The following is a 24,500-nucleotide window of genomic DNA, read 5'->3' as shown; positions in this document are numbered from 1 at the left end:
CATGTACATCAGCGCACCGCCACCGCTGTCTTCAGCCTGCGGATACCCCGGATCAGCAACGGGTTGTCCCGCAGGCTCGGTGGCGTGCGTTCGGGATCCATCAGTTCGTTCTCCGCGAGCGGGCTGTCCTCGTCCTCGACGGTCCCCGGCTCGAACCGCACCAGGGTCCGGCCGTTGCCACGCAACCTCTCGACGGTGCGCAGAAGCGACGACGTCTCGGCAAGTGTGGCGTCGAACTTCGCGGGTTCGGCATCGAGATGTTCGCAGATCAGCTGGCGCCGGATACCGACGATGGTTTCCCGCAGCAGGTCACCGTCCACGGTGGCGGGAGTGACCTCGACGGCCAGATCGCATTCGGTGTCGAAACCCATCGAACGGTTGTTGAGGTTCGACGAACCCACCCGCAGCAGCCGATCATCCATCACCAATACCTTGGCGTGGACGTAGACCGGCGCACCGGACTCGGTGACGGGGTAGTAGACACCGAACCGGTGCTCGGTATCGGCCTTCCACAACAGATGCAGTAGGCGGCGGCGGGCTCCATCCATCGCGTGTTGCTCGAGCCAGCCGTCGGCGTGACGCGGCAGCACCAGCACGATCTCCGGACCGTTCGGCTCACGCAGCCGCGCGGCGATCGCCTCGGCGAGAGTGCGCGAGGCCAGATACTGGCTCTCGATGTACAGCGACCGCGTGGCGCCCGCGATCGCCGCCAGATACAACGCCTCGACCTCCCGGACTTCGGCGCGGTCGGCGAGTTCGGGGAAGGTCCGCGCGATACCCACATCCACGGACCGCATTGTCGGCTCCAGCCCTTCCGGCCACGGCGTATCACCGGCGATCTCGTCGACCGCGGCCAATTGCTGACCCGTCGCCGCCTTCCACCGGGCCCGGGCCAGTTCGCCGATCGCCTTCGCCGCATCGCCGTCGACGGCGGTGGTCGCGTCGTGCCACGGTCCGTACCGGCGGCCGTTCGGCTCGGTTCGGTAGTGGTTGTCGTCCCGATGGTCGCTGGTGTCCCAGCGATCGACGGTCATGTCGATACCCCCGCAGAACGCGAGCGCGTCGTCGATCACCACGATCTTCTGATGGTGCGCCGAACCGATCGGGTGCGCGCCATCCATTTCGAGGTGCAACCGCCGATCGGTCATCCAATTCACGACGAAGATCGGTGTCATCCCGCGGCTGATCGCCGCGAACGCACCGACATTCCATTTCAGCAGGTAGATGTCGAGATCCGGTCGCTGTTTCGGCAGCCAGGACAGGAATTTTCCCAGCCGATTGGGCCCTTCGATGGTCTTCTCCCCGGGTTCGAACTTGATCCGGGTATCGAAGTCCCAGCCGATCAGCACGATGCGTTTGCGGGCCTGCAACATCGCGGACTTGGCATGGCGGAAATAGTCTGCCGCATCGACAATGCATGCCAGCCGATCGGCCGGTGCAATCTGCCAGCAGGTGTCGCCGGGAGTGAGGATTCGTTGCTCGTCGCTCATGTGTAGTCAGTTCTCTCGTCCAGCCGGACACCCGTCCCCGCAGGTGAACGATTCACAGTACTGCGCGGTCGCTCACCGTTCCGGTGGGCATCGCGCGGAGCGAGGCTCTCTCGATAGCGCTCGCACCGTGTCGGTCGCGGTCCGGTGCAGGCGGCTGCGGTGACGGTGCAGGTCCGCCCCCTACAAGTAGGGGCACTCGAGGGGGTAACCGGGCGCGATGTGGGCGCGATGAGCCAGGTGAAGTTCGTCGAGAGCGGAGGCCGCGTGGGTCGAGGTAGGAGAAGTATCGCGGCGGCTGCCATTACGGTGGCCACGTCGATACTTGGGATCGGTGCACCGGTAATGGCTCACGCCGAGCCGGACGGACTGAAGCATTGCGCGGTCAGCAGTGGACGAGTACCCGAAACGGCGACGCCGGAGGAGGTCGGACTCGATTCGGCGGCGCTGCGTCAGGCGGTGGCGCTCGCGGCGGATTCGACGCGCACGACGCTTCAGGTCTTCCGGAACAATTGCCTGATCGCCACCGGCGCGAACAACGCGCGGGCCGCCGGTGTGCCATGGAATCTGTGGAGCAGCACCAAGAGTGTGGTTTCGATGGTGGCCGGGATCGCGGTGGACGAGCAGCGGCTGCGGCTCGATGACCCGATCGGCGCCTATCTGCCGCGCGAGCTCGGTGATGCCGGCCATCGCGCGATCACGGTGCGGAATCTGCTCATCGAATCCAGCGGCATGCAGGTGGCGGTGGCCTCCGAGGGCATCACCGGATTGGCGCAAATCGACCCGAATGTGGTCGCGCAGGCGCTGGCGATGCCCATCGACCAACAGCAGGGCGTCGAGTGGCGCTACAGTCAGCGCGCTGTCGATCTGCTCGCGTACGTCATCCAGCGGGCGGTCGACGAGGACTTCCAGGCGTACACGCAACGAAAGCTGTTCGATCCGTTGGGCATTCCGCCGTCCGACTACTTCTGGGGGCGCGACCGCAGTGGAAACACCTACGGTTACGCGCATCTGCTGCTGCCACCAGACGATTTCGCCAAGCTCGGTCTGCTGCTGACCAATCGCGGCCAGTGGGGCGGTCACCAGATCATTTCGGCGGATTATCTCGCGCAGGCCGGCCGGCCCGCCCCGACGAACCCGTGCTATGGCTTCCTGTTCGTGGTGAACGGGCCGGACTGCGCCAACTACTTTCCTGGTCTGCCGCCGGACGCGATGCAGATGTCGGGAATGATGCGCCAGGACAATTTCGTCGTGCCGAGCCTTGGATTGATGGTCAGTTGGACCGGTGTCACCGTTCCGGGGAGCGCGTTGAGCTTCCCGCACGATGTCCTGCGTGCGATCGGCGCCGCCTTCTTGAAACCCCGAATTCCCGCCGCTGCACCCTACGAACAGCAATCGGATATCCAGCTGTCCGATCCGACGATCTCGAATCCGGACGCGACTCTCGCCGCACTCGGTATCGGCCCGATGGCCTACCCCGGCTGCAACCCGCTGTCCTGCTTGGGCAAGCCCATGTCCGCGCCGTTCGCGAATTGGCCGGTCGGTTGTTTCATCCTCGGCTGCCTCGGCCCGCACCCGGCGACCCCGGGAATTCGGTAACAGCGCAACCCGTTTAGGTGGTCGAGGTCCTCCCGCCGCCTGGCGGCGCGCCCGCACTTCCGCAGCATGACCTCCCTGATCAAGTCCCGCTGGAAGTCGGTCATCGCCGCGGCCGCGGTGTCGAACTGGCGCATCTTGTCCGCGCGGACGGTGCCGGCCCACCCGATCTGTGCAAACGTGCCACTGCGATGTACAGGGTTCACCCGGAGTAGTCGCCGTGGTCGTGTTGTCGCCGAAGACCGCCGCCCGGTTCAACGCCCGGCCGCACAGCGACCGGTGGTAGTCGAGATAGTCGTGGACGAGCGCGCGCAGTACTCGAGGCTTCCGGGCTCGGCACGGGCGTCGGTCCTCGGTGGCAGGATGCGGGTGTGGGTGATTATTTCGAACGTATCGTCGACCTCGATGTGACCTCGGCCGACGCGAGCGCGCTGGCCGAGCACATGGTGGACTGGATGGTGTCGCGGCGATGGTTGCTTCGAGAGACTTCGCGCGACGCGATGTACAGCCTCCATGCCGACGAAGGACATGTGCCAGGCCCCGACTGGCCGCAGATCACCCATGAATGGGGCGCCGACTGGATCCCCGGCCCCGTCGCCGTCATCGTCGGCCGCCACGACCACTATCCCGGCCAGGGCGGCATCGAACCGTCCTCCGCGGTATGCCCACACTGCCAGGCCACCACCGTGATCATCGACTACCCGCAACAATGGCAAGCCGATCCCGTCGTGTGGCAGCCGTTCTCGGAAGCGATCGACACCTGGAAGCGAACCGGCACCGGCTCGGCAATCTGCCCCTCCTGCACCACACCGAGCCCCATCACCACCTGGCGATGGACGGACGACTTCGTCCTGGGCGCCCTCGCCTTCGACTTCTGGGGTTGGCCGCCCCTCACCGAGGACTTCATCACCGAATTCGCCACCCGACTCGGGCACCGAATCGAACACCACACCGGCAAGTTCTAGCGAACTGCCGATGAGTGGGGAGTGCCGGGCCGCGCACCTTATTCGTAGGTGCGGCCGCGGGGCGAATTGATAGTCGCCCAACGTCTTACGCTCCCTTGTACGACCGGCTCGCGGCATGAGCGAGTGTCCGACGCTGCCACCGTGGGTGTTCCGCAGTATCGGTTGTCGGGCGGGTCGCGCAGTGCAAAACGCCTCAGCGCGCCCCGGCCCGTGACACCGGTCGTGGAAGTGCCGAGACGCACTGTGTCAGCCCGGCTTCCACCGGGCGATTCACTCGACCCGCCCGAGCTGAAACCGTCGCCGGCTATTTGCGCAGAAACGCGTACGTCCTTGTGCCCCAATGTGTCACGCTGCGAACATGGCTTCTTCGCGGGTTGATCGCATGCGCGTGCTGGTGACCGTCAACCAGTTCGAATCACACTTCCGTGGACTGGTCACACTGGCCGACGCGCTGAGCAGGCACGGCCACGACGTCCGCGTTGCGGCGCCCGAGAAGTGGGGCGCCTGGCTGTACAGCAACTACGGCGTCGAGACCGTGGACGTGGGAATACGGTGGGCCGACCGCGAGTTCGACGCAGCGATCTTCGGACGTCTGCTCGACCGGGACATAGACGCGTTCGACCGGATGTACATGACGGAGTTCCTCGGCGACCGGATCGCCCTGCGTGTCGCGGAAGACGTACTGAACCTGTCCGAACGGTGGCGGCCAGATGTCGTCCTGCACGAGTGCTCGGAATTCGGCGGTTACCTGGCCGCGGAGGCGCTCGAAATACCCCACGTCACGGTGGATATCGGGCCGCTGCAGCTTGTGCGAAACCTCCACGAATACCTGATTCGGCCCGCTTTGACCACTCAGCGGGCCAAACTCGGACTTCCGGAAGAACCGCCGGTACCGGGAATCCTCCGGTATCTCACGGTCTCCCTGACGCCGAAAGAATTCAATAACGCCGATCTCGGCACTCCATTGGTCCGCTACCGGCACGAGCCACCGGTACGCCACAATGATCAACTGCTCCCGGACGTGTTCACGTCGATGCCTGGCGATAGGCCGATCGTTTACCTCTCGCTGGGCTCGATCGGCCCCTTCTCCCCGCGGTTCCGGGATCGGATGGCCGAAATCTACGGGGAGGTTTTCGCGGCTCTGGCCGAGCTCAGGTGCACCGCGGTCATCTCGCTGCCGTCGCTGTACCAGGATATATTCCGGTCGCTACCAGCGCACATCCATGTTCTGCCGTACGTCCCCCAATCCCTCGTATTGGCGAACGTGGACCTGTTCATCACGCACGGTGGATTGAATTCGATGCGCGACACGATAACCTACGGAGTCCCGCACCTGGTACTTCCGTTCTTCGCTGATCACCCCGGAAATGCAGTACGCTGCGAAGCTCTCGGCACCGGCATCCACCTCGATCCCATGACCGTCACCGCCTCGGATGTTCTCACCGCCTGCCGGCGAATTCTCGACGATCCCGCCTACCGGCAGGCCACACGAGCACTCAAGCGGCATATGTGGGCACTGCCGCCACAATCCGCATTCACCGACGACCTCAGAGATCTTATTTCGGGCTCGTACCGGGAGAAATAGAGTGAACGATAGAGAAGAACTGCTCACGAGAATCCGGCAATTCCACAATTCGCAAACCGAGCATCACTTCGTCGCGGGCGTCACCGAGATCCAATCATCCGGCGCCTGCCTGGACCACGACGACAGGGCCGCCGTCCTCGAGGCCGCACTGGATATGCGCATCGCGGCGGGAATCCTGGCACATCGATTCGAAAAAGAATTCGCCCGAAAAATGGGACTCCGCAAGGCGCGGCTCACCAACTCGGGATCTTCCGCGAACCTGCTCGCGGTCAGCGCGTTGACCTCACCGGAGCTGGATGATACCCGGCTGCGCCCCGGAGACGAGGTAATCACGGCTGCCGCCGGCTTCCCGACGACAGTGAACCCGATACTGCAAAACGGGTTGAAACCGGTATTCGTGGACATCGATTCCACCACATACAACACGACACCGGAAGTCGTGGAAGCGGCGATCGGCCCTAGAACCCGTGCCGTCGTACTGGCGCATACGCTCGGTAACCCGTTTCCGGTGGCAGAAATCTCCGCGTTGTGCGCGGAGCGCGGCATGTTCCTGATCGAAGACAATTGCGACGCAGTCGGATCGACATACCAGTCACGCGCTACCGGAACCTTCGGCGATCTGGCCACCGTCAGCTTCTACCCGGCACACCATTTGACCACGGGTGAGGGCGGATGTGTGCTGACCAACGACCTGACCACAGCTCGCGTCGTGAAGTCTCTGCGCGATTGGGGACGCGACTGCTGGTGCGAGCCGGGCGAAAGCAACAGATGCGGGAAGAGGTTCACCCAACAGCTGGGCGAGCTTCCCTACGGATACGACCACAAGTACATCTATTCGCATATCGGATACAACCTCAAGACAACAGATATCCAAGCTGCGCTCGGACTCTCCCAGCTGGCCAGACTGGATGACTTCTGCGCCCGTCGGCGTCACAACTGGCGTCGGCTTCGCGAAGGCCTGGACGGGATCGACCATCTCCGCCTGCCGGAACCGACCCCCGGTAGCGATCCGAGTTGGTTCGGATTCGCCCTCACGGTGCTGCCGGACGCGCCTTTCGGCCGCATCGACATCGTCAACTTCCTCGAAGGCCGCAAAATCGCGACCCGAGGCCTGTTCGCCGGAAATCTCCTCCGCCATCCGGCTTACTCGAACATCGAGTGCCGTATATCCGGAAGCCTGGCGACCAGCGACTACGTCGCCGACAACACCTTCTGGGTCGGGGTATACCCGGGTATAACCGACGAGATGACCGACTACATGATCGCCTCGGTCCGCGAGTATGTTTCCGGCCACCGCCGCTCCCAGGCCCCGCTCGTCCAGACCTCCCTCGAGGACAATCGGTGAACAGGCTGGTGGTCACCGGTGCCGACGGACTGCTCGGCAGCGGGATAACGAGGGCGACGAGTCCATTTCGTCGCGCCGATCGACAGGTGCTCGGGTTCGGGTCGGCAGAACTCGACATCACCGATGAGACGGCGGTGAACGACACCATCGGCCCCGGCGATCTGGTCATCAACTGCGCGGCATACACCGGCGTAGACGCCGCCGAGACCGAAGCCGATAAGGCGTTCGCGGTCAACGCGGTCGGTCCGGGGCTGCTGGCCCGAGCCTGCGCGAACAAGGGAGCGCGACTGCTGCACATCTCGACCGCGTACGTCTTCGACGGCGCGGCGTCGCGTCCATGGGACACCTGTTCTCCCACTGGTCCTTTGAGCGTGTACGGAAGATCCAAGTTGGCAGGTGAGCAGGCCGCCCGAAGAGCGTTGCCCGATGCGCGGATCGTCCGGACCATGTGGCTGTACTCGGGGACCGATCGGGATTTCCCGGCCGCGCTCGTGCGGAGATGCTCCCGGGGCGAGCACGTCGCGGTCGTCACCGACCAGATCGCTTCCCCAACCTACGTCGATGATCTTGTATCCGCACTGTTCGATCTCGTCGCGCACCCGAATCCACCGCGCCTGCTCCACGCGACAGGAGGGGGCGCCGCATCCAAATACCGATTCGCTCGGGCGATCATCGAAGCGGCAGGGCTCGATGCGGACCTGTTGCGGCCTTGCCGGACATCGGATTTCCGAGATGCCGCAGCCCGGCCGCGGAATGCCGTTCTGTCGAAATCATCGTGGATCGGCTGCGGCCTTACGCCACTTCCCCACTGGCGTGACGGACTGGGTCGCGCTATGAGAGCTGCAGTTCGGGGACATCCGGCCGTGAACAGAGCGAACCGGTGACACACAGGCCCGCCCCGAGCGCACTTCGCTACCGAGAAGTCGATTCCTGGGCAACGCGCCTCAGCTAGAGGCGACTCCGACTCGCCGCGCAGTCGTGTTATCTCCTGTCTCGGATTGGATCCGAAACAGGTTGTTCCAGTAGCGATCCAGTCGATGTCTTGCCTCGGTCAGCGGCACCGCGCCCACTACGCCGTGCTCATCCTCGACGAGCAGTTCCCACTTCCGAAGCCTGCTGAGCCCGTCGTGGATCCGGAAGTCGAAGGTTGTCCCCCACCGCCGACCGAACCACTCCTCCACCTGCTGATCGAGTTCGACTGCGGTGAGTGGCCGGTCGGCGGTGCGCAGGAAGTGGTAGGCGAGGACGGCTTCCTTAACCTCCGATTCCTCGGCAGCGCCGAGCAGATGGTGGAACACTCCCGCGTCGTTGTCGAGATTGCGGAAGTAGAGGTGTTCCGACAGCGTCTTCATCAGCTTGATCTTGCGGTTCTTGAACTTGGAGAACTGGCGCACCAGGTAACCGACGAAGGCTGCCACTCCGGCGCCCAGGGTGAGCAGCGTGGCCTGATCCAACCGCACGGATTGCTCGCGCAGCCCGAGCCAGAACGCCAGCAAGAGAACCAGGGGCCCCAGCGAAGCCACCAGCTTCGTGACGACCACGATGATTCCGGAGACCACCGCGGGCACGCCGATCAGCAGCTTGTCCAATGGTCGCATCCGGATCCGAACGATCGGATACAGCATCTCGAGGTCGTTTCGCGGCACGTTCCCGAACAGCTTCAGCAGCACACCGCCGTTGGGGCGATCCGCGACTGCCTCCGGACGCTCGGCGAACGCGATGTATACGAGAACCTTGCCGTAACTGGTGAATTCGACGCTGCGCCGCCGTAACCCGAACAGCCACCCGACTTGTTCGGTGCGCTGTGACACCCCGCGCCGGAAGAACATCGCGGTATCGATGTCCTCCTCGTCGAGTTCCAATCGCACTTTCACCAGGGAGTGCTCGGCGAACGCGCGCTCGATCTCAGCGGCATCGATGCGGGTGAAGTCCGCCGCCTCGGCCAGCGCGACCAGCTCAGCTTCGACCCGTGCCCGTGCCGCCGCCCGGTCCTCGGGAGTAGCGGCACGGATGGCCCGCTCATCCTCCGCGGGGTCGACGAGGTGATAGGCGTCGAGCACCGTCTCGCCACGCACATGGAACTCGTGATGCACCACCGCCGCCAGCAGCCGCGCGAACTCGGCGAACGATTCGCGTTCCGCGTCGGGAAGCTCGTCGGCGCACAAAGAGATCACCGCGCTCTTGCGGAGCGGCAGGAAGTGTTCGGCATCCATCGGCAACTCCTCTCGACGGACCGGACCGTCGGCTACCACCCTATGGGGCGCGCCTGGATGCCGAACGCGCGCGCATGCCGATGTGCGACCTGTCTTGGCCGAAGGGAGGCAATCGCTCTGCGCCTCCTACGGGGTCGTCGGAGCCACAGTCGGTAGGTTTGTACCGGAATTGGTAGCCGGTGCCGGTTACGCGCAGGAGGCCACTGCGACGAGCCCATTCGAGGAATAATCCGGACCGGGCCGCAAACGAAGAGGTGGCGATTCCGCCGTGCGGGAAAGCATCATCATCGCACGCGTTCGCCTGATAGATCAGTAGGGTGGTGACGGTAGGCGTGTGGATTCCGCCGCGCGGAGAATGTAGTTACCGCTGCCTATGATGTCGTGGTGCTGACGGTCGGCCGGGCAAACACCCGAGGCTGCGGGAGTATGGCCGTCGTAAAACAAGCCCGAACACTTGCGACACCAGCGCCACTTGGGTGAGCCCCCTACCCCGTCCCGATTGGTCACGTCTTCCAGTCGGTAATTGCCGGATCCGAAAGCCACGTGACCGGGTTGTTCGCTGAACTGAGGCGAAGGGCATATTCCGCGAAAGCCGAAATTCCCTTCGAACCAGAGCCCTTGGCATTGCCGACACCACCTCCAGTCGGACTGCCCCTGGCCACCATCAGGGTCTTCCTTCAAGATGAAGTCGCCCGTTCCATCATCGTGGTGGCCGCCGTCGAAGATGTCGCCGGCTGGGCAGCCACCGCGGGTATTGTTGCCCGAGAACCAGAGACCACTGCAACGCGCACATCTCTTCCAAAGGCGCTGTGTGGCCGAAGCCGGCGCAGCGTTCTCCATGATCAGACATCCGGCCGCAGCGGCTATTCCGACGCCTACTGCCATACGCAGCAGCCTGCGACGCGGAGTGGGTATCCAATCGCTGGTCGTCATAAGATCCACGTTCCTCCCCGGACACGGTCTCTTCGGAGTCGCCTCTCCAGGCCAGGATGCTACCGCCGAATCAGCACGAGCACAGCACTTTCAGCCATATCTCCACTGGTCAAGACCACGACGGCCGGAAGGGATATACGTAGTCACACCGCTCAACAAGGGCTTGTGCGTGGCACCGGTGTCGATCATCGCTGGAGTGTTGATCTTCTGGCTGCTGGTCGTGCTGCGTCGTCAGCGTCTGCGTGAAAGCCTCCCCGCGACAGCGCCGCCGCCGTCACAGGCGGCAGCGGTCGCGGAGTGGGTGATCCCGTTCCTCATGGTCGGCATCGACTTGTTCTGGATCGCCACCGACTACTCGGTCGCGGTCGGTCAGACCCGGGCGCGGGAATGGGCCGCGCAACTGCCCACCAGTTCCCAGGTCATCATCTACAGCGAGAAGGAGCTCTACCTTTCCGGGCCAGATGTCCGCATGGCGTCCTGCGGCACCGATCCCGCCACCGGATCCGCCTACCGGTTCCGCTACGACGGGCTGGCGCCACTGAGCCGCATCGGTGACCACTACATCCTGGTCCCCCGAACCTGGAGACCCGGCCGCGGCGCGGCCATCGTCCTGCCCGCGCAAAGTCCGGGCGCGATCCGGTTCGAGTTCCGGCTCGCGGGCGACACGGTCCCCGCCACCTGTTGAGACGGCTCAGACCGAGACGACTTCCATGTGCCATATGTGCCACCGCGGATGCCCAGGCCGAGGTTTTCCGGGAAAGGGGCGGTCACTGCTTGCGTACGACCAACTCCAGCGCGATGTTGTCCGGATCGCGGAATTCCAGAATGTACATGGCGCCGAGATCTTTCACCCCCGCGTGCGCGATGCCGAGTTCGTCGAGCACGGCAGCCGCCGAATCGAGATCCGACCGAGTGGCGAGGGCGAAGGCGAGGTGGTCGAGTCCTACTCGATCTTCGTCGAACTCGTCGCTGGCGACAGGGCGAAGCCCGAGCAGGGCATCACCCATCTGGTAGATCACACCGCCGAAGAGGAACCCGAATCGCGCACGGGTGGCTTCGTCCGCGTCCGCAGGACACTCCCAAGCTATCGGCCAGCCGAAAACGGCGTCGTAGAAGGCCCGGGATCTATCGATGTCGGTCACTGTCAAGCGGACATGGTCGAACGAACTGCTGGAGATCGGCATGATCAAGATCCTGTCATGATCACCCTGCTTCGTTGAGGCGAGAGTGCGGGACCTGTCCGACGTAGCATGTTCGAGCCTTACGGCACCGACCCGTTCACCGCCCCGGTGCTGCGAATCGCCTGCACGCAGCCGCCCAGTATGTCGCTCGGGACTGCTGCACCTGGCCTTCTCACCGATCATCGCCCTGGCGATGGACTATGTCAGCGGAGTCACCGGTTCGATCGTCGGCGGCCCGGTGGTTGCGGCCGTGTGAGCCGGGCATCCAGCGACCAGCGGCCGGGCCCGGCCCACAGCAGGTAGATCAGCCCCAGCAGCATCGCGACATCTGTTCGCGCGTCGTGGGCCATCCCCCAGATGCCTTCCACTCCTCGAAACCCGCCCGGGCGCAGCTCAGGCAACTTGGTCAACACGATTGCCAGGACGATATCGACCAGCAACGGCAGCGTGGCAAAGCGGGTCAGCAGTCCGATGACGATCAGGAGGCCGCAGGCGATTTCGACGACACCGTCGAGGTTCGCGAAGAAGGTCGCCGCCGGGATGCCGATCTTTTCGAACCGGCCGGGGCCCAGCTCGGCCGGATAGAGGAACTTCTGGATCCCCTCGCTGAGGAACACCAGCCCCACCGCCAACCGGATACAGATCGCTGCCGCCGGGCCGTCCGCACCGAGAATACGCGGCCATGACCAGCGATCCGTTCCCGCCATCGGCGCTCGCCTCCTGATATCGCCTGCCGATACCACGGGCGAGCCTATCGAGCGAGCGCCACGCGGACGGCCGATCGAGCAGCCCCGATGCGGGGGCGTTATGGTCCTCTGCAGTCACACCGGGAGATATGCCCGTGAGCGCCTTCGCCCGCAACACGCGGCCAGGATTCTGCGGTGCGCCCGGCCCGGCCGCGGCGGTGGTCGCGGCGGGCAGACTCGACGATCGACACCGTCGACTGCGGGTGGCCGTCCGGAAGAGGCAAGGCGTCGGCCGATGGTCGAGGCCCGGGGCCGCTGTGGTGGGCGGCCCCGGGTTTCGATGCGACCGGATACCGGCAAAGCACCGTTTCGAGCGATGCGGCAAGGCTCTCGACAAGTTCCTACGACCCGTCAAGGCTCGACGTCGACTACGCCTTTACCGGTGGAGATATCGAGCGGTACCGAGACCTGGTCGTGAGCGATCAGCCAGGTGCTGTCGATCTTCCGCATGCCGTACGTGACCCGGACCCACATGCCGCTCGTTGCCTCTCCGCTCTTCAGCGTGCCGCTGAGACGAGCGAAGGCGTGCCCGAATGCCACATTCCCGCCTACGGTGAACGTCAGGTCGCGGACCTCGTAGGTCACACTCTCGAAGAACAGGAACACCCTCGCCCAGTTATCGAGTTTCGCCGCTATCCCGACATGCTGGAGCGGTGGCTCGACATCGAAGGAAACGACGTCGGTCGTGTACAGCTGTTCGAGGACCTCGAGATCCTTGGCTCGCAGTGCTTCGACCACCTTGTCGATTGTTCGGCGAATCTCGACTTCATCGACCTCGACGCGGTCGGCATCTGTCTGGAAATCATTGGCTTCGTCCATGATCGGCTCCTCAGGACTTGACCAGAGTGGTTTCGGCGCCGGTCCGCAGCGGTGCCAATGCGGCGCTCCAGGCGATGAGCTGATCCAGCGTTTTGCCCAGAGCTGCGACATGGTGGTCGCGCGGTGTGAAGGTGGTGTAGTTCTCGAAATCGGTGAGCACCGAGATCGTGACCTGATAGCCCACATCGGCCATGCCCAGCGTGCCGCAGACCGTCCGCAACTGCACCACCGCGCGGGCGCCGCCGTTCGCGCCGTAGGAGACGAATCCGACCGCCTTGTCGGCCCACTCCACGAACAGGTGGTCGAAGGCGTTCTTCAGCACTCCGGGGACCCCGCCGTTGTACTCCGGGGTCACCACCACGAAGCCGTCGAATGGGGCGATCCGCTCGGCCCAGGCGCGGGTATGCGCGTTGACCGACGGGCCGAACATCGGCGCCACCGGCTCGTCCAGATGCGGAAGCGGGTGCTCGCGCAGATCGATCAGATCGAACTCGGCGTCGCCACGCTGCGATGCCGTGTCCAGGACCCACCGGGCGACCTGCGAGCCGTTACGGTTGGGTCGGGTACTGCCGAGGATGATGCCGATTCTGGTCATTTCCGGAACTCCTGCTCTGCTGAAGTTGTCACAACCTTCCGACGACGCAGCCGTCCGGAATGTCAGGCCGCCTCACAAATCGGCTCGCTGATTCGTCGAATTCGGTGAGGACGCACAACCGAAGGAGACGACCATGACCGACCCGCACCTGTGCGCGGTGATCAGTGAACGCCGTCAGCTGATCAACCTCGCCTACCGCCTGCTCGGCTCCCTGGCCGAGGCGGAGGATGTGGTGCAGGAGACCTACGCGCGCTGGTACGCGTTGTCGGAGTCGCAGCGACGGAAGGTGGAGGCGCCCGGCGCGTGGCTGACGACGGTCGCCAGCCGGATCTGCCTCGACCTGCTCGGCTCGGCACGTGCCAGGCGAGAAAGCTATGTGGGCGAATGGATTCCGGAGCCGGTACCCGGCCGGTCCGAATGGCTCGATGGTCTCGACTCCGTCGATCCCGCCGACCGGGTCACCCTCGACGAGTCGATCAGCATGGCCTTCCTCGTCGTGCTGGATTCGATGACTCCGGCCGAGCGGGTGGCGTTCGTTCTGCACGACGTCTTCCGCTACTCCTTCGCCGAGGTCGCCGAGATCGTCGGGCGCACTCCCGCAGCCTGCCGCCAGCTCGCCTCCAGCGCCCGCCGCCGCATCGATACCTCGCGGGGCCCGTCGAGCACCGAGCGCGCCGAGGTGGTCCGGAATTTCAAACGAGCATGGGAGACAGGGAATATCGAGGCCCTGATCGGGCTGCTGGATCCGCAGGCGACCGCGACGGCCGACAGCGGCGGCCTGGCACCGGCCTTCCTCGACCCGATCCACGGCAGCGAGCAGATCGCCCGCACCTGGATGGAGATCGCTGCCCGCGGCCCTGCGGTGAGCCTGCTGGAGCGCACGGTGAACGGCCAGCCCGGCCTGGTGGCACGGCTCGATGACACTATCGTCTCGGTCTACGCTTTCGACATCGCCGACGGCCGGATCACCCGCATCTGGGCGATCCGGAATCCGGAGAAACTGCAGCCCTGGACGGCCGGCTGAACCGAACGCCTGCGGTCGCGACGCCCGGCCGGATGTAGCCCCCGAGCAGCGATGGCTTCGAGGCGCGCGCTGGGCTGAGCGGACGGCCGAGCGAGGTGGGGTGGAGGTCAGGCTCGGCGGGGGGTGACGAAGCCGGATTCGTAAGCCAGGACGACCAGTTGAGCGCGGTCGCGGGCGTGGAGCTTGGTCATGGCCCGGTTGACGTGGGTCTTGGCGGTCAGCGGGCTGATCACCAAGTGCTCGGCGATCTCGTCGTTCGACAGGCCCCGGGCAACAAGCGTGACGACCTCCCGCTCGCGGTTGGTCAGCCCGGCCAGATCGGGAGCCGCGTCGGAGTCCAGCGGCCGGCTGAGGTACCGGTTGATCAGTTTGCGCGTGATTGATGGCGCGAGCAGTGCGTCACCCCGGGCCGCGACCCGGACGGCGTGCAGGAAGTCCTCCGGATGGATGTCCTTGACCAGGAACCCGGCCGCACCCGCGCGCAGGGCGTCGAAGACGTGCTCATCCAGGCCGTAGTTGGTCAGTATCACCACGTGCACCCCGGTCAGGGCCGGGTCGGCGGCGATGCGCCGGGTCGCCTCGATACCGTCCGCGACAGGCATCTGGATGTCCATCAATGCGATGTCGGGCAGGTGTTCGCGGGCCAACTCGACGCCCCGCGCGCCGTCGGCGGCCTCGGCCACCACTTCGATATCGTCCTCCACGTCGAGCAGTGCGCGGAAACCGCTACGGATCAGCGGCTGGTCGTCGACCAGCAGGACGCGGATCAAGGCGCCCGCTCCACAGGCAGCTCGGCACGGACGGTGAAACCGCCCCCGCCGCGAGGCGCCGTGTGTAACCGGCCGCCGAGGGCGGTGACCCGCTCGCCCATCCCGAGCAGCCCTACACCCGGCTCCGGCATGGTGTCCGGTGTGGCTCGGCCGTCGTCGTCCACCCGGATCACCAGGGCGTCGGGGCGGTGTTCGATATGGACCGACGCGGTGGCGGCGGCGGCGTGCCGGGTGATGTTGGTCAGCGACTCCTGGACGATCCGGTAAGCGGTCCGGTCCACCGCCGCAGGCAGGGCCTCACGCTGCCCCTCGACCGTCAACCTCGCGTCCAGGCCGGTCGCCCGGACCCTTTCCACCAGCTCCGGCACGTGATCGAGCCCGTGCAACGGTGCGCGGTCGTCGCGCAGGGCCTCCAGGGTGGCCCGCAGTTCCCGGGACGCCTCCCGACCGGCCGCCAGGATCGCCAGCAGCGCCTCTGGCACGTGCTCGCCGCGCTTGCGGGCCAGGTGTACGGCCACCTCGGCCTGCACCTTGATCACCGAAATCTGATGGGTCAGTGAGTCGTGCAACTCGCGCGCGATGTGCAGCCGTTCCTCGTCGGCTCGCCGCCGTGCGGTCTCCTCGCGGGTGCGCTCGGCCTCCTCGGCCCGCCGCTCGGCCTGCCGCAGCGCTTCACCCGCCGCGCCCGCGGCGACCAGCCACGCCAGTTGCAGCACGCCCCGGGTCTCGGCGAACGCCTCGCCCATGAGCAGTCCGCGCGGCGAGATCAGCAACGCGAAGGGCATGACGAGCACCATGATCACCGACCACGCCACGGCCGCCACCCGGCGCCCCGCACGGAACGCCGCGTACACGGCGAACAAGAATGCGACCGCGGGCACGTCCACCCCGAGGGCCTGGTGCGCCGCCGCGGTCAGCCCCGTCACCGCCAGCACCACGACCGGTGCCCGGCGGCTCGCGGCCAACGACAACCCGCCGCCGACCAGCAGCACCCACCCGACCGCGGGCCCGGACAACCCCGAGACGAGCTGGAACACCGCGATGCCCACGGCGATCGCCCAGTCCCGAAGCCGTTCCATGGGTGCACCCTAACCCCATATCCGCGTTGGGACGTCGTGCACGGGAATGATCACCGTCTACTGCGCAGGCAGTACTCCCCTGGTTTTCCTACGCCCTCGGCGGCAGCGTGAAGTGCCTGCGTGCGCTGGACGACCGGAAGCGGATGCGGCAGAGAGGATGGGCCTCGTCCAGTCGTTGGAGAAGGAGCAAGTCATGTCCGTTTCTCATATGCTCGCCGCCTCGGAGATCCTTGCCCAGCCGGGCACCTCCGGGTTGACCGCCGGGCGTTTCTGGTCCCTGGTGGGTGTCGCGGTGGGACTTGTCGGGGCCGTCACCGGCGTCCGCGTCCTCATCCACCACACTGGACGCCGCTCCGCGATGACCGCGCTGGCTGCGGGAGTGATCGGCCTGCTGATCGGCGGGCTGGTCGTGGCCGCGGCCAAAGGCGGTCCCGGCACCGGATACGGGATCGTCGGCGGCTTCCTGGCCCTAGCGGTCGGGCTGGCCGCCGCCACCCTCGGCGCGATCGCCCTCAACAGGAACCCGCGGTCCCGTTGACGGCCCGCGCGGGCTCGTGGCTATCCCACAGCTCGGCGGGGGCAGTTGCGATCCATCACAGGTTCCAGCGAGACGCATCCCGGGCGGCCCCGGATGCGTCTCGGTCTGACCGAGGGCCCGCGAGCGCGCCTTCCGGTCTGTCCCGCGCTCGGCTGATTCGTTTCGCCTTGGCTGCTCCTACGGCGGTACGCGCGTGGCACCCGACCGACCGCAAATCCCCGACCGCATCGCCGGGGTGTTGACCGTGGACTGCGCTCCCCCCGGCCCACCGGCCAGGAGGGCCCGGGGAGTAAGACGCGCGTATCTGGATGGAGAAAATCTACAGCGCATGATGTAGACATGCTGAGAGAACCGGTGTACAGTCGCTGTCGTTGGAGATGAAAGTCTGGTTGGCCGGGCAGGTGACCTGCACCGGAAGCAAGATGGACCCATCCCCTCCGGCGGAGAAGAGAATTCGGTGCAGTCGGCCGGACCGCCGGAGGGGATGACGAATTACCGCAGACCAACCGGCAATGCAGGAGGTGGTCACTGAACAGCTCTTCCCAGATTCCGCGTCCCGGCCCGTTGCCGGGCGCGGCGCCCGAGGTCGGCCCTATCGCCGACCGACGGAATTGACGTGAAAACCCCCTCGATATCCCGGGCCCCGGCGCACTGAGCGCCGGGGCCTCGAGTCGTATGAATCCAGAGGTGTTGTGCAGCAACCGAACACAGATCCCCCAGACCCCACTGATGCCTCCAGTGCTGCTGAGAGGCTCGATGACGAGGACTATCCCGCCTACAGCATGGGCAGAGCGGCGGAAATTCTCGGCGTCACCCCCGCCTTCTTGCGCGGCCTCGACGCCGCCGAACTGCTGACACCGCAGCGCTCCGAAGGCGGACACCGCCGCTACTCCCGCTACCAGCTGCGTATCGCCGCCCGCGCCCGCGCACTGGTCGATCAGGGCACACCGCTGGAGGCGGCGTGCCGGATCATCGTCCTGGAAGACCAGCTCGCCGAAGCCCTCGAACTCAACGCGGAACTCTCCCGACAAGAACCACCTGCACCGGACCCCGACAGCTGAACTCAACCAGCCCCACACCAGGCGCCGAGTTCGTGCTGCCGCCCCTGTGGCAGTCGACTTCACCAGCCGTATTCGGTGACAGTTCAGCCAGGTTGGAAGAACGCGAGCATCTTCTGTGCGGCGTCCGGCGACATCAGCAATTCCTGCAAGTCCGCGGACATCCGGGCGGCAGCGCTGGTGCGCTCGAACATCTCGCGTTCGTATTCCTCGACGGCGACGGGAACGTCGTCCGGGTGCGCGGCCAGCGCGAGACCGAGCAGGGCGCCGTCGAGCAGCGCCATGTTGGCGCCCTCTCCCACCGGCGGCATCAAGTGCGCGGCATCGCCGACCAGCGTGACGTCCGGCCTCGACGGCCAGGTCAGGCCGACCGGGAGAGCGGTGATCGACCGCGCCATGATCGTGTCGTCGCAAGCCGCGATCAGGGCGGTGAACCGTGCGTCCCAGCCGGGGAGCAGGTCGATCAGCCGCGCCCGTGCGGCGGCCGGGTCGTCGAACGGGATCCCGCTGGTCGCGAACCAGTCCTCGGCGGTGTGATAGAAGCTGAGGCCGATACGAACGCGGCCGTCGCCGTTGCGCTGTGCCGCGAGGGATAGTCCGTTGCCGAGCACCCAGTAGTTGCCGCGCCCGACCATCGCCGCGAGGTCGGGGTGCGTGCGGTCGATGTCGGGAATGCCGATCTCGACGACGTTCTGGCCGATATGCGCCGGGCGGGCATCGGTGACCAGCGCGCGGACGCGGGACTGCGCGCCGTCGGCGCCGACCAGCAGGTCATACGTCGCACTGCCGCCGTCGGCGAAGTGCAGCAGGCCGCGGTCGGCGGATTCGAACGCGCGCCCCCAGCGCACCATGTCTTCGGGAAGGGAATCCAGCAGCAGCTTGCGCAGATCGGCACGGTCGACCTCGGGTCGATCGAGCGGGGCGTCTTCGGGAGTGTCCTCCTGGAGCAGCAGCGTGCCATCCGGCTCGAGAAGACGCATGTCCTGGCCTTCACCACGAGCAATCGCGTGGAACTGGTCGATCAGGCCGGCCTCGCGCAGCGCCCGCTGGCCGGAGTGGATGTCGAGCATGCCGCCCTGACCACGCGCGCCGCGTGACGATTCACGCTCATACACGACGGCGTCGATGCCGTTCACGTGTAGCACCCGAGCGAGGGCCAATCCGCCCAGTCCGGCTCCGATGATGGTTACGGTCATGTCCGCCTCCAATTCACTGTATTGATCCGATACACTGTATCGGAAGGTGGCGATGTATTGTCAGCGGCATGTTGGTCTGGGAGAGGCCGGAGCCGCCGGATCGACCGGTGCCTGCACCACTGAGCCGGGAGCGGATCGTACGAGCAGCGATCCGGCTGGCCGACGCGGACGGCTTGGCGGCGGTGTCGCTACGCAAGGTCGCCGCCGCACTGGATGTGGGGCCGATGCGGCTCTACAGCTACATCGCTACCAAGGAGGAGTTGCTCGACCTGATGGTCGATGCGGTCTACGCCGAGATCCGCCCGGCCGGAGACGGTTGGCGAGAGGTGCTGCGCTCCCTCGCCGAAACCACCCGTCAGGCCGTTCACCAGCATGAATGGCTCGCCGACTTGATCGGTGGGCGGCCCCAGCTAGGGCCGCACGCGCTCGCAAGAGGAGAGGCTGTGGTGGCCGCGATGACCGAAGTCGACGTGGATGCCGTCATGCCGGTGGTCGCCGCGGTCAATGCATACGTGATCGGCGCGGTGCGCCGGGAGATCACCGAGCGGCGCGCTGAGCGGGCCACTGGAATGGACCAGCAGCAGTGGCAGGCCGCCTTCGGACCTTATCTGGAGCGGACCTTCGCAACCGGCCGCTTCCCCGCGCTCGCCACGGTCGTCCGCGATGGCGCCCACCTGGACGCCGACCAAACCTTCCGAATCGGCCTCGACTTCCTCCTCGACGGCATCCAAGCCCGCATCTCGGGCTGACGCGCGCCGAGAAACCAGATGAGCGCCTCCTCTGCGCCTTCGCGACGTGTTCTCCGTTCTTGCCGTAGCGGGGCCCGCTGCGGTTGAACGGACCTCAGTCGGCGATGTAGCGCAGCATCACCACGGTGTCGAAGTGCCTTGTCTCGGCCAATCGGAGCTGTATGCGCTTGTCCAGCGGGGGAAACAGCGGTGTGCCACCGCCGAGCGCCACGGGCGAGAGGAACAGCTGGTACTCGTCGATGAGCCCGTGTGGCATCAGCGAGGCCGCCAGGCTCGCGCCGCCGACCTCCATGACGCCATCGCCTGCACCCTTGAGCCTGCGGACCTCCTCGACCGCGTTCTCACTCACCAGCGTGCTGTTCCACTGGACTTCGGTGAGCGTCCGGGAGAAGACGACCTTCGGCTTCTCCGTCCAGAGTCTGCCGAACTCACGCTCGATGCGCGGCGCGTCCTCGGGCACGCGCGGCCAGTACTCGGCCATCAACTCATACAGGCGACGGCCGTGCAGCGAGACCTCGATATCGCGGTAGCGGTCGTTGTGGAACTGGTGCAGCTCCTCGTCCGGGTTGGTCCAGTCGATGCTGCCGTCGCGGTCGTTGATGTAGCCGTCCAGGGACACGCCGAACCCGTAGATCAGTTTCCTCATGACCGGGTAGACGTTCTACGCGCTCGAAACTCATCGGAGGCGCAAGGGCAGTGGTCGATCTTGCAGGCTCGGCCGGTCCAGCGGCGGCTGATAACGACACTCCCAGAAATCTACTGTGGCGACAGTAGACATTCATCGTAGGTCCGGGTAACTTCTGTGGGGCGAACGAAGAAGTAAGTCTCGAGTGGCACGGGAGATGACGAACTGCCCGTGGAGGTTGAAGACGGCGGGCGCGGCTGCGGGGCCATGAGGTACGACGGTCCCCGCCGCCCGCCGGGCACGCAAGGTGAAGTGCACGAAGAATTGAAGTACCCGTGAACAGGAAGGAGGAGTTGCCTACCGTCGCGTCGCCCACCGGCGTGTGTGGCTCGGGCGGCGACCGAAGCTCGGATATTTGTCGGAAGATGGTTAGTAATTCCCCTAAGTGCCCCGGTGCCATCAGGCACCGGGGCACTCGTCGCGTGGAGGCATCACGATTTCTGAACTCACGACCGCGAACGAGAAGTTCGACGACGAGGACTACCCCGCCTACACGATGGGCCGGGCCGCGGACCTGCTCGGCACCACCCAGGCGTTCCTGCGCAGCCTGGACGAGGCGGAACTGATCACCCCGCAACGATCCGCCGGTGGGCACCGGCGCTACTCCCGCTATCAGCTGCGCATCGCCGCGCGTGCCCGCGAACTCGTCGATCAGGGCACACCGCTCGAGGCAGCCTGCCGGATCATCATCCTCGAAGACCAACTCACCGAAGCCCTGGAGCGTAACGCCGCATTGCACCAGGAACACGACTGACACCCGGACCGGGCCGCTACCCCATCGCCACTACCAAATGCCCTGACGGCGGATAAAGGCTCAGCACCGGCACACTCCCGCCGCAGCTGTCGATGACGAACCGCTCGCCCTGAGGCCCCGGTCGACGCAGCGCCGCACTCGAGCATGGGGAACATTCGTCCTATAACCGGCGACGTCGGCCGGTCGATAGTGATGGTCCACTTTCGAGGAGGACCCCACCATGGCCGATGACACTCTCGTCGACTTCCAGCGCGATACCTTCACCTACGAAGGCAAGACCCGCACCCTGTTCCGTAAGGGCTCCGGCCCCGCCGTGATCGTCATGGCGGAATTTCCCGGTATCTCGCCGCACGTATTCGACTTCGCGCGGCGAGTCGCGGCTATCGGGTGCACGGCGGTCGTTCCGCATCTGTACGGCAATCCCGGCCGGGATCCGAGTCCCGCCGCGCATGGACTCGCCTCGGCGCTGGCGAACGTTGTCGGGCAGTTCGGCTCGGTCTGCGTCAGCCGAGAGTTCGTTGTGCTAGCGACCGGTCGCACCTCGCCGGTCGTGCAGTGGCTGCGAGCGCTGGCCGAGCACGAGCACCACCGTTGCGGCGGACCGGGCGTCGGCTCGGTCGGAATGTGCTTCACCGGCGGATTCGCACTGGCGATGGCGGTCGACGACCGATTGCTCGCACCTGTACTATCCCAGCCCGGACTGCCCCTCGGATTCACCTCCCGGCAGAAGTACTCCATCGACTTGTCCCCCGCCGACCTGGCCCGCGTCAAAGAGCGCTGCGCGGACGGATTGCCGGTCATGGGGTTGCGATTCCGCGGCGATCGTCGTTCGCCCGCCGAACGATTCGAATTCCTGCGCGACCAACTCGGCGACGCGTTCACAGCGATCGAACTCGATGACGCCGACGCCAATCCCGATGCCGTGCTGAGCCCGCATTCGGTCCTGACCGAACATCTCATCGATGAACCCGGCCAGCCCACCCAGGCTGCGCTGCACCAGGTTCTGGATTTCCTCGGAGGCCGGCTCCTGGCCGATCACCGACCGATCGGACGAAACCCGTAGCGACGACGCACTGCGGATGGTGCAGGCCGACGCCGATCGAGGTGCGCCGAGCACATGGCAGCTGTTCGCCGTTCCCGACCGGATGTATCCGGCGGGGTCCGCTCGGGCGAGTCAGACTACCGCCACCTCTGCGGCATCAGCGGTGGCCACGGTTGCCGCAGCGGCCAGCTCGGCGTCCTCGACGGTGCATCGGCCGAGACCGCATGCCGTTGCCACGCCGTATGCGGTCCGGCCTGCGGCTGCTTCGAACATGGCCAGGCTACGAATGCTGTTTTGCGCTCCCTCCGGCGACACGACCCCTGCGATGACGCGCCAGTCCTTGTCCAGTCCGCGCAGCGGCCGGTAGAACGCCGGGTCCAACGGGGCTGGATGAGCACCGTACGCACAAGGGATGTGCGCGGGCGGCAGGGGCACCGCGCGAGCGCGCAGATCTTGTGCGACGGTGTTCAACAGTCGCACCGCGGGCGCGAGACTACGCGGGGCGAGCAGTTCCTTGTGCCGGTAGTCGCCGTAGCAAAGATGCAGGACGGTCTGTGCGCCGATAGCGTGCGTCTGCGCGAGGAATTCCGCCAACTGGCGCGCGACCAGACGGCCGACCGGAGCTTGCGCACCGAATCGCGCCGCCTTCACCAGTGCGAGCTGGGCGATCGGCGACTCCACCTGCCAGGTGATCAATTCGCCTTGTTCGGCCGTGACCGCGGCCATTTCGGCCAGCACGGCCTCGACGAAAACCGGCAGGTTACGCAGCGCGGGCGTCACCGTCCGAAGGTGACGCAGCGCGCGCCCGAGCGGAAGTCCGTCGGCCACCGCGGCGCCGCCGAACACGAACAGCGCCAGGTCGAGCGGATTCGGTTGACTGATCTGCAATCTGGTGTCGGCCAGTTCGGGGTGCCGATCACGCAGTTCGCGGAAGGCGGTGGCGGCCGCGGCGATGCGGTCGACCCGGTTCATTGCCACGTGCCGGGGTTCGAGGGTGGCGCCCCGACGAATGCCGTAGACGCGCATGTCGGCGTAGTCGGCGAAGTCACCGCTGCGCACCACTTCGAAGACGTCGTTGTGTTTCTCCCGCTCGCGCAGGTACTCCACGACCCATGTGGGATCCAGATCCCGTGGAACGCCGGTAAGCCGGTGGCCTCGGCTGCGCGCGACGAACCATTCCAGCACGTCGCGGTCGTCGGTCGTCAACGGTGCGGGCAAGCTGCCCACGAAGTGCACGAGTCGCGTCATCGCCTGTCCAACACGTAGTCCTCACCAACGGGCGAGGCATCCGCCCCCCGCTCGCGACCCCGAATCGTCGGTCATCGAGCAGCGTAGGCGGATCGATAACCAGAATTTCGCCACTGTTGGGAATACCGCGACAGCGAACTCCCTGCGTGCCGGTAGGGCACAACGCCTCTCGAACCCTGCTCGGCTTTGACCCGATCGCCGACCCCGAGGCCCCACGCCGCCCTGATCCGGCTGGGCGACACGGGGGCCGCCGTGGAGGCTCCCGTCGTCATCGACGGTGACGTTGTGAACGGCCAGGTCGAGTACATCGGCCAGGCGTAGCAGCCTGAGTGGACGCGACCGGCCCGTGCGGAACACCTACGGTGTGAGCCCGGCTCGGGCTTCGGTGCGGCCTTGGGACGCCGGGGTGGGAATTCGTCCCCCTTGGATCGGCTCTCGGTCGTGGTCAGTGGGCCAGCCCCCCGCGAGCCGGATAAAAGTGAATGGGCCTTGCCGGAAGCGGCAAGGCCCACTGGCCGAGCAGTCGATCAGCTATTGCGCCGGCGCCGGTCCGCATTCCTTGCCCATCACGTCGGGCAAGTGAGCCCATCCGGACGCGCAGTTCACGATCTCGCCGCCGTTCACCCGGAACGGCTGCGTGATCTCTCCGCTCATCGGCGCACCGTCGGACGCCGTGCACTCGAGAGCGGTCACCCTGCCCTCCCACACGGGCGAATGGGACGAACAGTTGTAGCTCCACATCTCCTGCGCGGAGGCGGTCGGCGGACAGAACAACAGGGCCGCCGCCGCGGCCAAGAACGGGGGAAGACCCAGACGAACGAGGCGTGTGGCTTTCATGACGATCTCCTTGTCCTGGTTCCGTGCGATCTGAATCGGTAACCGTCCCGGACGG

25 protein-coding genes are annotated in these 24,500 nt (G+C 65.9%); 13 read left to right on the top strand and 12 right to left on the bottom strand.

Annotated features, from left to right (window positions below):
* Positions 1–8: 8 nt before the first annotated feature.
* The gene (locus NA8_RS16495) at positions 9–1,490 is read right to left on the bottom strand and encodes a phospholipase D-like domain-containing protein (protein ID WP_063051276.1); all 1,482 of its coding nucleotides are present in this window, start codon (positions 1,488–1,490) and stop codon (positions 9–11) included.
* Between the two features lie 342 nt (positions 1,491–1,832).
* Here NA8_RS16495 and NA8_RS16490 point away from each other — a divergent pair, with 342 nt between their 5' ends.
* The 5 genes from NA8_RS16490 to rfbD all read left to right on the top strand — a co-directional run bounded on the left by NA8_RS16490 (position 1,833) and on the right by rfbD (position 7,862).
* Entirely contained in the window at positions 1,833–3,086 is a 1,254-nt protein-coding gene (locus NA8_RS16490; protein WP_063051275.1) for a serine hydrolase domain-containing protein, read from the top strand.
* A 368-nt stretch (positions 3,087–3,454) separates the two neighbouring features.
* The gene (locus NA8_RS16485; RefSeq protein WP_063051274.1) at positions 3,455–4,048 is read left to right on the top strand and encodes a hypothetical protein; all 594 of its coding nucleotides are present in this window, start codon (positions 3,455–3,457) and stop codon (positions 4,046–4,048) included.
* Between the two features lie 358 nt (positions 4,049–4,406).
* Positions 4,407–5,633: a glycosyltransferase gene (locus NA8_RS34700; RefSeq protein WP_218019468.1), complete on the top strand. Its 1,227-nt coding sequence runs from the start codon at positions 4,407–4,409 to the stop codon at positions 5,631–5,633.
* A 1-nt stretch (position 5,634) separates the two neighbouring features.
* A complete protein-coding gene (rfbH, locus tag NA8_RS16475; protein WP_063051272.1) occupies positions 5,635–6,978 on the top strand; it encodes a lipopolysaccharide biosynthesis protein RfbH in 1,344 nt (447 codons plus the stop codon).
* On the top strand, positions 6,975–7,862 hold the full coding sequence (rfbD, locus tag NA8_RS16470) for a dTDP-4-dehydrorhamnose reductase (protein WP_084466849.1): 888 nt from the start codon (positions 6,975–6,977) through the stop codon (positions 7,860–7,862). The genes rfbH and rfbD overlap by 4 nt, the downstream gene beginning before the upstream one ends.
* A gap of 60 nt (positions 7,863–7,922) precedes the next feature.
* Here the strand turns inward: rfbD and NA8_RS16465 are convergent, their stop codons facing one another.
* A complete protein-coding gene (locus tag NA8_RS16465) occupies positions 7,923–9,191 on the bottom strand; it encodes a TMEM143 family protein (RefSeq protein WP_063051270.1) in 1,269 nt (422 codons plus the stop codon).
* Between the two features lie 1,102 nt (positions 9,192–10,293).
* Here NA8_RS16465 and NA8_RS16460 point away from each other — a divergent pair.
* Positions 10,294–10,809 carry a hypothetical protein gene (locus NA8_RS16460; protein WP_063051269.1) on the top strand — a complete coding sequence of 172 codons (516 nt, stop codon included), beginning with the start codon at positions 10,294–10,296 and terminating at the stop codon, positions 10,807–10,809.
* A gap of 82 nt (positions 10,810–10,891) precedes the next feature.
* On the opposite strand, the gene NA8_RS16455 is transcribed toward NA8_RS16460, so the two are convergent.
* From NA8_RS16455 to NA8_RS16440, 4 genes are all read right to left on the bottom strand, one after another.
* Entirely contained in the window at positions 10,892–11,308 is a 417-nt protein-coding gene (locus tag NA8_RS16455) for a VOC family protein (RefSeq protein WP_063051268.1), read from the bottom strand.
* Between the two features lie 209 nt (positions 11,309–11,517).
* Positions 11,518–12,012 (bottom strand): DoxX family protein, encoded by a 495-nt coding sequence (locus NA8_RS16450; RefSeq protein ID WP_063051267.1) that lies wholly within the window; start codon positions 12,010–12,012, stop codon positions 11,518–11,520.
* Positions 12,013–12,402: 390 nt separating this feature from the next.
* Entirely contained in the window at positions 12,403–12,870 is a 468-nt protein-coding gene (locus NA8_RS16445) for a YybH family protein (RefSeq protein ID WP_063051266.1), read from the bottom strand.
* Positions 12,871–12,880: 10 nt separating this feature from the next.
* Positions 12,881–13,465, bottom strand: coding sequence for an NADPH-dependent FMN reductase (locus tag NA8_RS16440; RefSeq protein ID WP_063051265.1), 585 nt, complete (start codon positions 13,463–13,465; stop codon positions 12,881–12,883).
* Between the two features lie 133 nt (positions 13,466–13,598).
* Between NA8_RS16440 and sigJ the strand changes: the two genes are divergently transcribed.
* Positions 13,599–14,489: an RNA polymerase sigma factor SigJ gene (sigJ, locus tag NA8_RS16435; RefSeq protein WP_063051264.1), complete on the top strand. Its 891-nt coding sequence runs from the start codon at positions 13,599–13,601 to the stop codon at positions 14,487–14,489.
* A gap of 107 nt (positions 14,490–14,596) precedes the next feature.
* Here the strand turns inward: sigJ and NA8_RS16430 are convergent, their stop codons facing one another.
* Positions 14,597–15,259: a response regulator gene (locus NA8_RS16430; RefSeq protein ID WP_063051263.1), complete on the bottom strand. Its 663-nt coding sequence runs from the start codon at positions 15,257–15,259 to the stop codon at positions 14,597–14,599.
* On the bottom strand, positions 15,256–16,338 hold the full coding sequence (locus tag NA8_RS16425) for a sensor histidine kinase (protein ID WP_063051262.1): 1,083 nt from the start codon (positions 16,336–16,338) through the stop codon (positions 15,256–15,258). Before NA8_RS16425 ends, NA8_RS16430 begins: the two co-directional genes overlap by 4 nt.
* Before the next feature lie 193 nt (positions 16,339–16,531).
* Here NA8_RS16425 and NA8_RS16420 point away from each other — a divergent pair, with 193 nt between their 5' ends.
* Positions 16,532–16,876 (top strand): DUF6223 family protein, encoded by a 345-nt coding sequence (locus NA8_RS16420; RefSeq protein WP_084466869.1) that lies wholly within the window; start codon positions 16,532–16,534, stop codon positions 16,874–16,876.
* A gap of 692 nt (positions 16,877–17,568) precedes the next feature.
* A complete protein-coding gene (locus NA8_RS16415) occupies positions 17,569–17,937 on the top strand; it encodes a helix-turn-helix domain-containing protein (RefSeq protein ID WP_063051261.1) in 369 nt (122 codons plus the stop codon).
* 83 nt (positions 17,938–18,020) lie between these two features.
* Here the strand turns inward: NA8_RS16415 and NA8_RS16410 are convergent, their stop codons facing one another.
* A complete protein-coding gene (locus NA8_RS16410; protein ID WP_063051260.1) occupies positions 18,021–19,130 on the bottom strand; it encodes an FAD-dependent oxidoreductase in 1,110 nt (369 codons plus the stop codon).
* A 68-nt stretch (positions 19,131–19,198) separates the two neighbouring features.
* On the opposite strand from NA8_RS16410, the gene NA8_RS16405 reads away from it, so the two are divergent.
* Positions 19,199–19,879 (top strand): TetR/AcrR family transcriptional regulator, encoded by a 681-nt coding sequence (locus NA8_RS16405; RefSeq protein ID WP_063051259.1) that lies wholly within the window; start codon positions 19,199–19,201, stop codon positions 19,877–19,879.
* 94 nt (positions 19,880–19,973) lie between these two features.
* Here the strand turns inward: NA8_RS16405 and NA8_RS16400 are convergent, their stop codons facing one another.
* Entirely contained in the window at positions 19,974–20,525 is a 552-nt protein-coding gene (locus NA8_RS16400) for a dihydrofolate reductase family protein (protein ID WP_063051258.1), read from the bottom strand.
* Positions 20,526–21,060: 535 nt separating this feature from the next.
* Between NA8_RS16400 and NA8_RS16395 the strand changes: the two genes are divergently transcribed.
* Together NA8_RS16395 and NA8_RS16390 are read left to right on the top strand one after the other, a co-directional pair.
* Complete coding sequence (locus NA8_RS16395; protein ID WP_084466868.1) at positions 21,061–21,318, top strand: helix-turn-helix domain-containing protein; 258 nt, start codon at positions 21,061–21,063, stop codon at positions 21,316–21,318.
* Positions 21,319–21,538: 220 nt separating this feature from the next.
* Complete coding sequence (locus NA8_RS16390) at positions 21,539–22,381, top strand: dienelactone hydrolase family protein (protein WP_063051257.1); 843 nt, start codon at positions 21,539–21,541, stop codon at positions 22,379–22,381.
* A 111-nt stretch (positions 22,382–22,492) separates the two neighbouring features.
* On the opposite strand, the gene NA8_RS16385 is transcribed toward NA8_RS16390, so the two are convergent.
* Positions 22,493–23,608 carry a hypothetical protein gene (locus NA8_RS16385; protein WP_063051256.1) on the bottom strand — a complete coding sequence of 372 codons (1,116 nt, stop codon included), beginning with the start codon at positions 23,606–23,608 and terminating at the stop codon, positions 22,493–22,495.
* A gap of 186 nt (positions 23,609–23,794) precedes the next feature.
* Between NA8_RS16385 and NA8_RS35545 the strand changes: the two genes are divergently transcribed.
* Positions 23,795–23,929, top strand: coding sequence for a hypothetical protein (locus NA8_RS35545; RefSeq protein WP_281199062.1), 135 nt, complete (start codon positions 23,795–23,797; stop codon positions 23,927–23,929).
* A gap of 210 nt (positions 23,930–24,139) precedes the next feature.
* Here the strand turns inward: NA8_RS35545 and NA8_RS16380 are convergent, their stop codons facing one another.
* On the bottom strand, positions 24,140–24,445 hold the full coding sequence (locus NA8_RS16380) for a hypothetical protein (protein ID WP_063051255.1): 306 nt from the start codon (positions 24,443–24,445) through the stop codon (positions 24,140–24,142).
* Between the last annotated feature and the right edge of the window lie 55 nt (positions 24,446–24,500).

Source organism: Nocardia arthritidis NBRC 100137, from assembly GCF_001612765.1.
Lineage (GTDB): Bacteria > Actinomycetota > Actinomycetes > Mycobacteriales > Mycobacteriaceae > Nocardia > Nocardia arthritidis.
This window is presented reverse-complemented; position numbering and strand designations above follow the sequence as displayed.

Excerpts from the sequence above, each read along its gene's own strand:
- NA8_RS16495 (WP_063051276.1), bottom strand. The coding sequence starts at position 1,490 with ATGAGCGACGAGCAACGAATCCTCACTCCCGGCGACACCTGCTGGCAG.
- NA8_RS16490 (WP_063051275.1), top strand. The coding sequence starts at position 1,833 with ATGGCTCACGCCGAGCCGGACGGACTGAAGCATTGCGCGGTCAGCAGT.
- NA8_RS34700 (WP_218019468.1), top strand. The coding sequence starts at position 4,407 with ATGGCTTCTTCGCGGGTTGATCGCATGCGCGTGCTGGTGACCGTCAAC.
- NA8_RS16465 (WP_063051270.1), bottom strand. The coding sequence starts at position 9,191 with ATGGATGCCGAACACTTCCTGCCGCTCCGCAAGAGCGCGGTGATCTCT.
- NA8_RS16455 (WP_063051268.1), bottom strand. The coding sequence starts at position 11,308 with ATGCCGATCTCCAGCAGTTCGTTCGACCATGTCCGCTTGACAGTGACC.
- NA8_RS16450 (WP_063051267.1), bottom strand. The coding sequence starts at position 12,012 with ATGGCGGGAACGGATCGCTGGTCATGGCCGCGTATTCTCGGTGCGGAC.
- NA8_RS16445 (WP_063051266.1), bottom strand. The coding sequence starts at position 12,870 with ATGGACGAAGCCAATGATTTCCAGACAGATGCCGACCGCGTCGAGGTC.
- NA8_RS16440 (WP_063051265.1), bottom strand. The coding sequence starts at position 13,465 with ATGACCAGAATCGGCATCATCCTCGGCAGTACCCGACCCAACCGTAAC.
- sigJ (WP_063051264.1), top strand. The coding sequence starts at position 13,599 with ATGACCGACCCGCACCTGTGCGCGGTGATCAGTGAACGCCGTCAGCTG.
- NA8_RS16425 (WP_063051262.1), bottom strand. The coding sequence starts at position 16,338 with ATGGAACGGCTTCGGGACTGGGCGATCGCCGTGGGCATCGCGGTGTTC.
- NA8_RS16420 (WP_084466869.1), top strand. The coding sequence starts at position 16,532 with ATGTCCGTTTCTCATATGCTCGCCGCCTCGGAGATCCTTGCCCAGCCG.
- NA8_RS16410 (WP_063051260.1), bottom strand. The coding sequence starts at position 19,130 with ATGACCGTAACCATCATCGGAGCCGGACTGGGCGGATTGGCCCTCGCT.
- NA8_RS16405 (WP_063051259.1), top strand. The coding sequence starts at position 19,199 with ATGTTGGTCTGGGAGAGGCCGGAGCCGCCGGATCGACCGGTGCCTGCA.
- NA8_RS16400 (WP_063051258.1), bottom strand. The coding sequence starts at position 20,525 with ATGAGGAAACTGATCTACGGGTTCGGCGTGTCCCTGGACGGCTACATC.
- NA8_RS16395 (WP_084466868.1), top strand. The coding sequence starts at position 21,061 with ATGGGCCGGGCCGCGGACCTGCTCGGCACCACCCAGGCGTTCCTGCGC.
- NA8_RS16390 (WP_063051257.1), top strand. The coding sequence starts at position 21,539 with ATGGCCGATGACACTCTCGTCGACTTCCAGCGCGATACCTTCACCTAC.
- NA8_RS16385 (WP_063051256.1), bottom strand. The coding sequence starts at position 23,608 with ATGACGCGACTCGTGCACTTCGTGGGCAGCTTGCCCGCACCGTTGACG.
- NA8_RS16380 (WP_063051255.1), bottom strand. The coding sequence starts at position 24,445 with ATGAAAGCCACACGCCTCGTTCGTCTGGGTCTTCCCCCGTTCTTGGCC.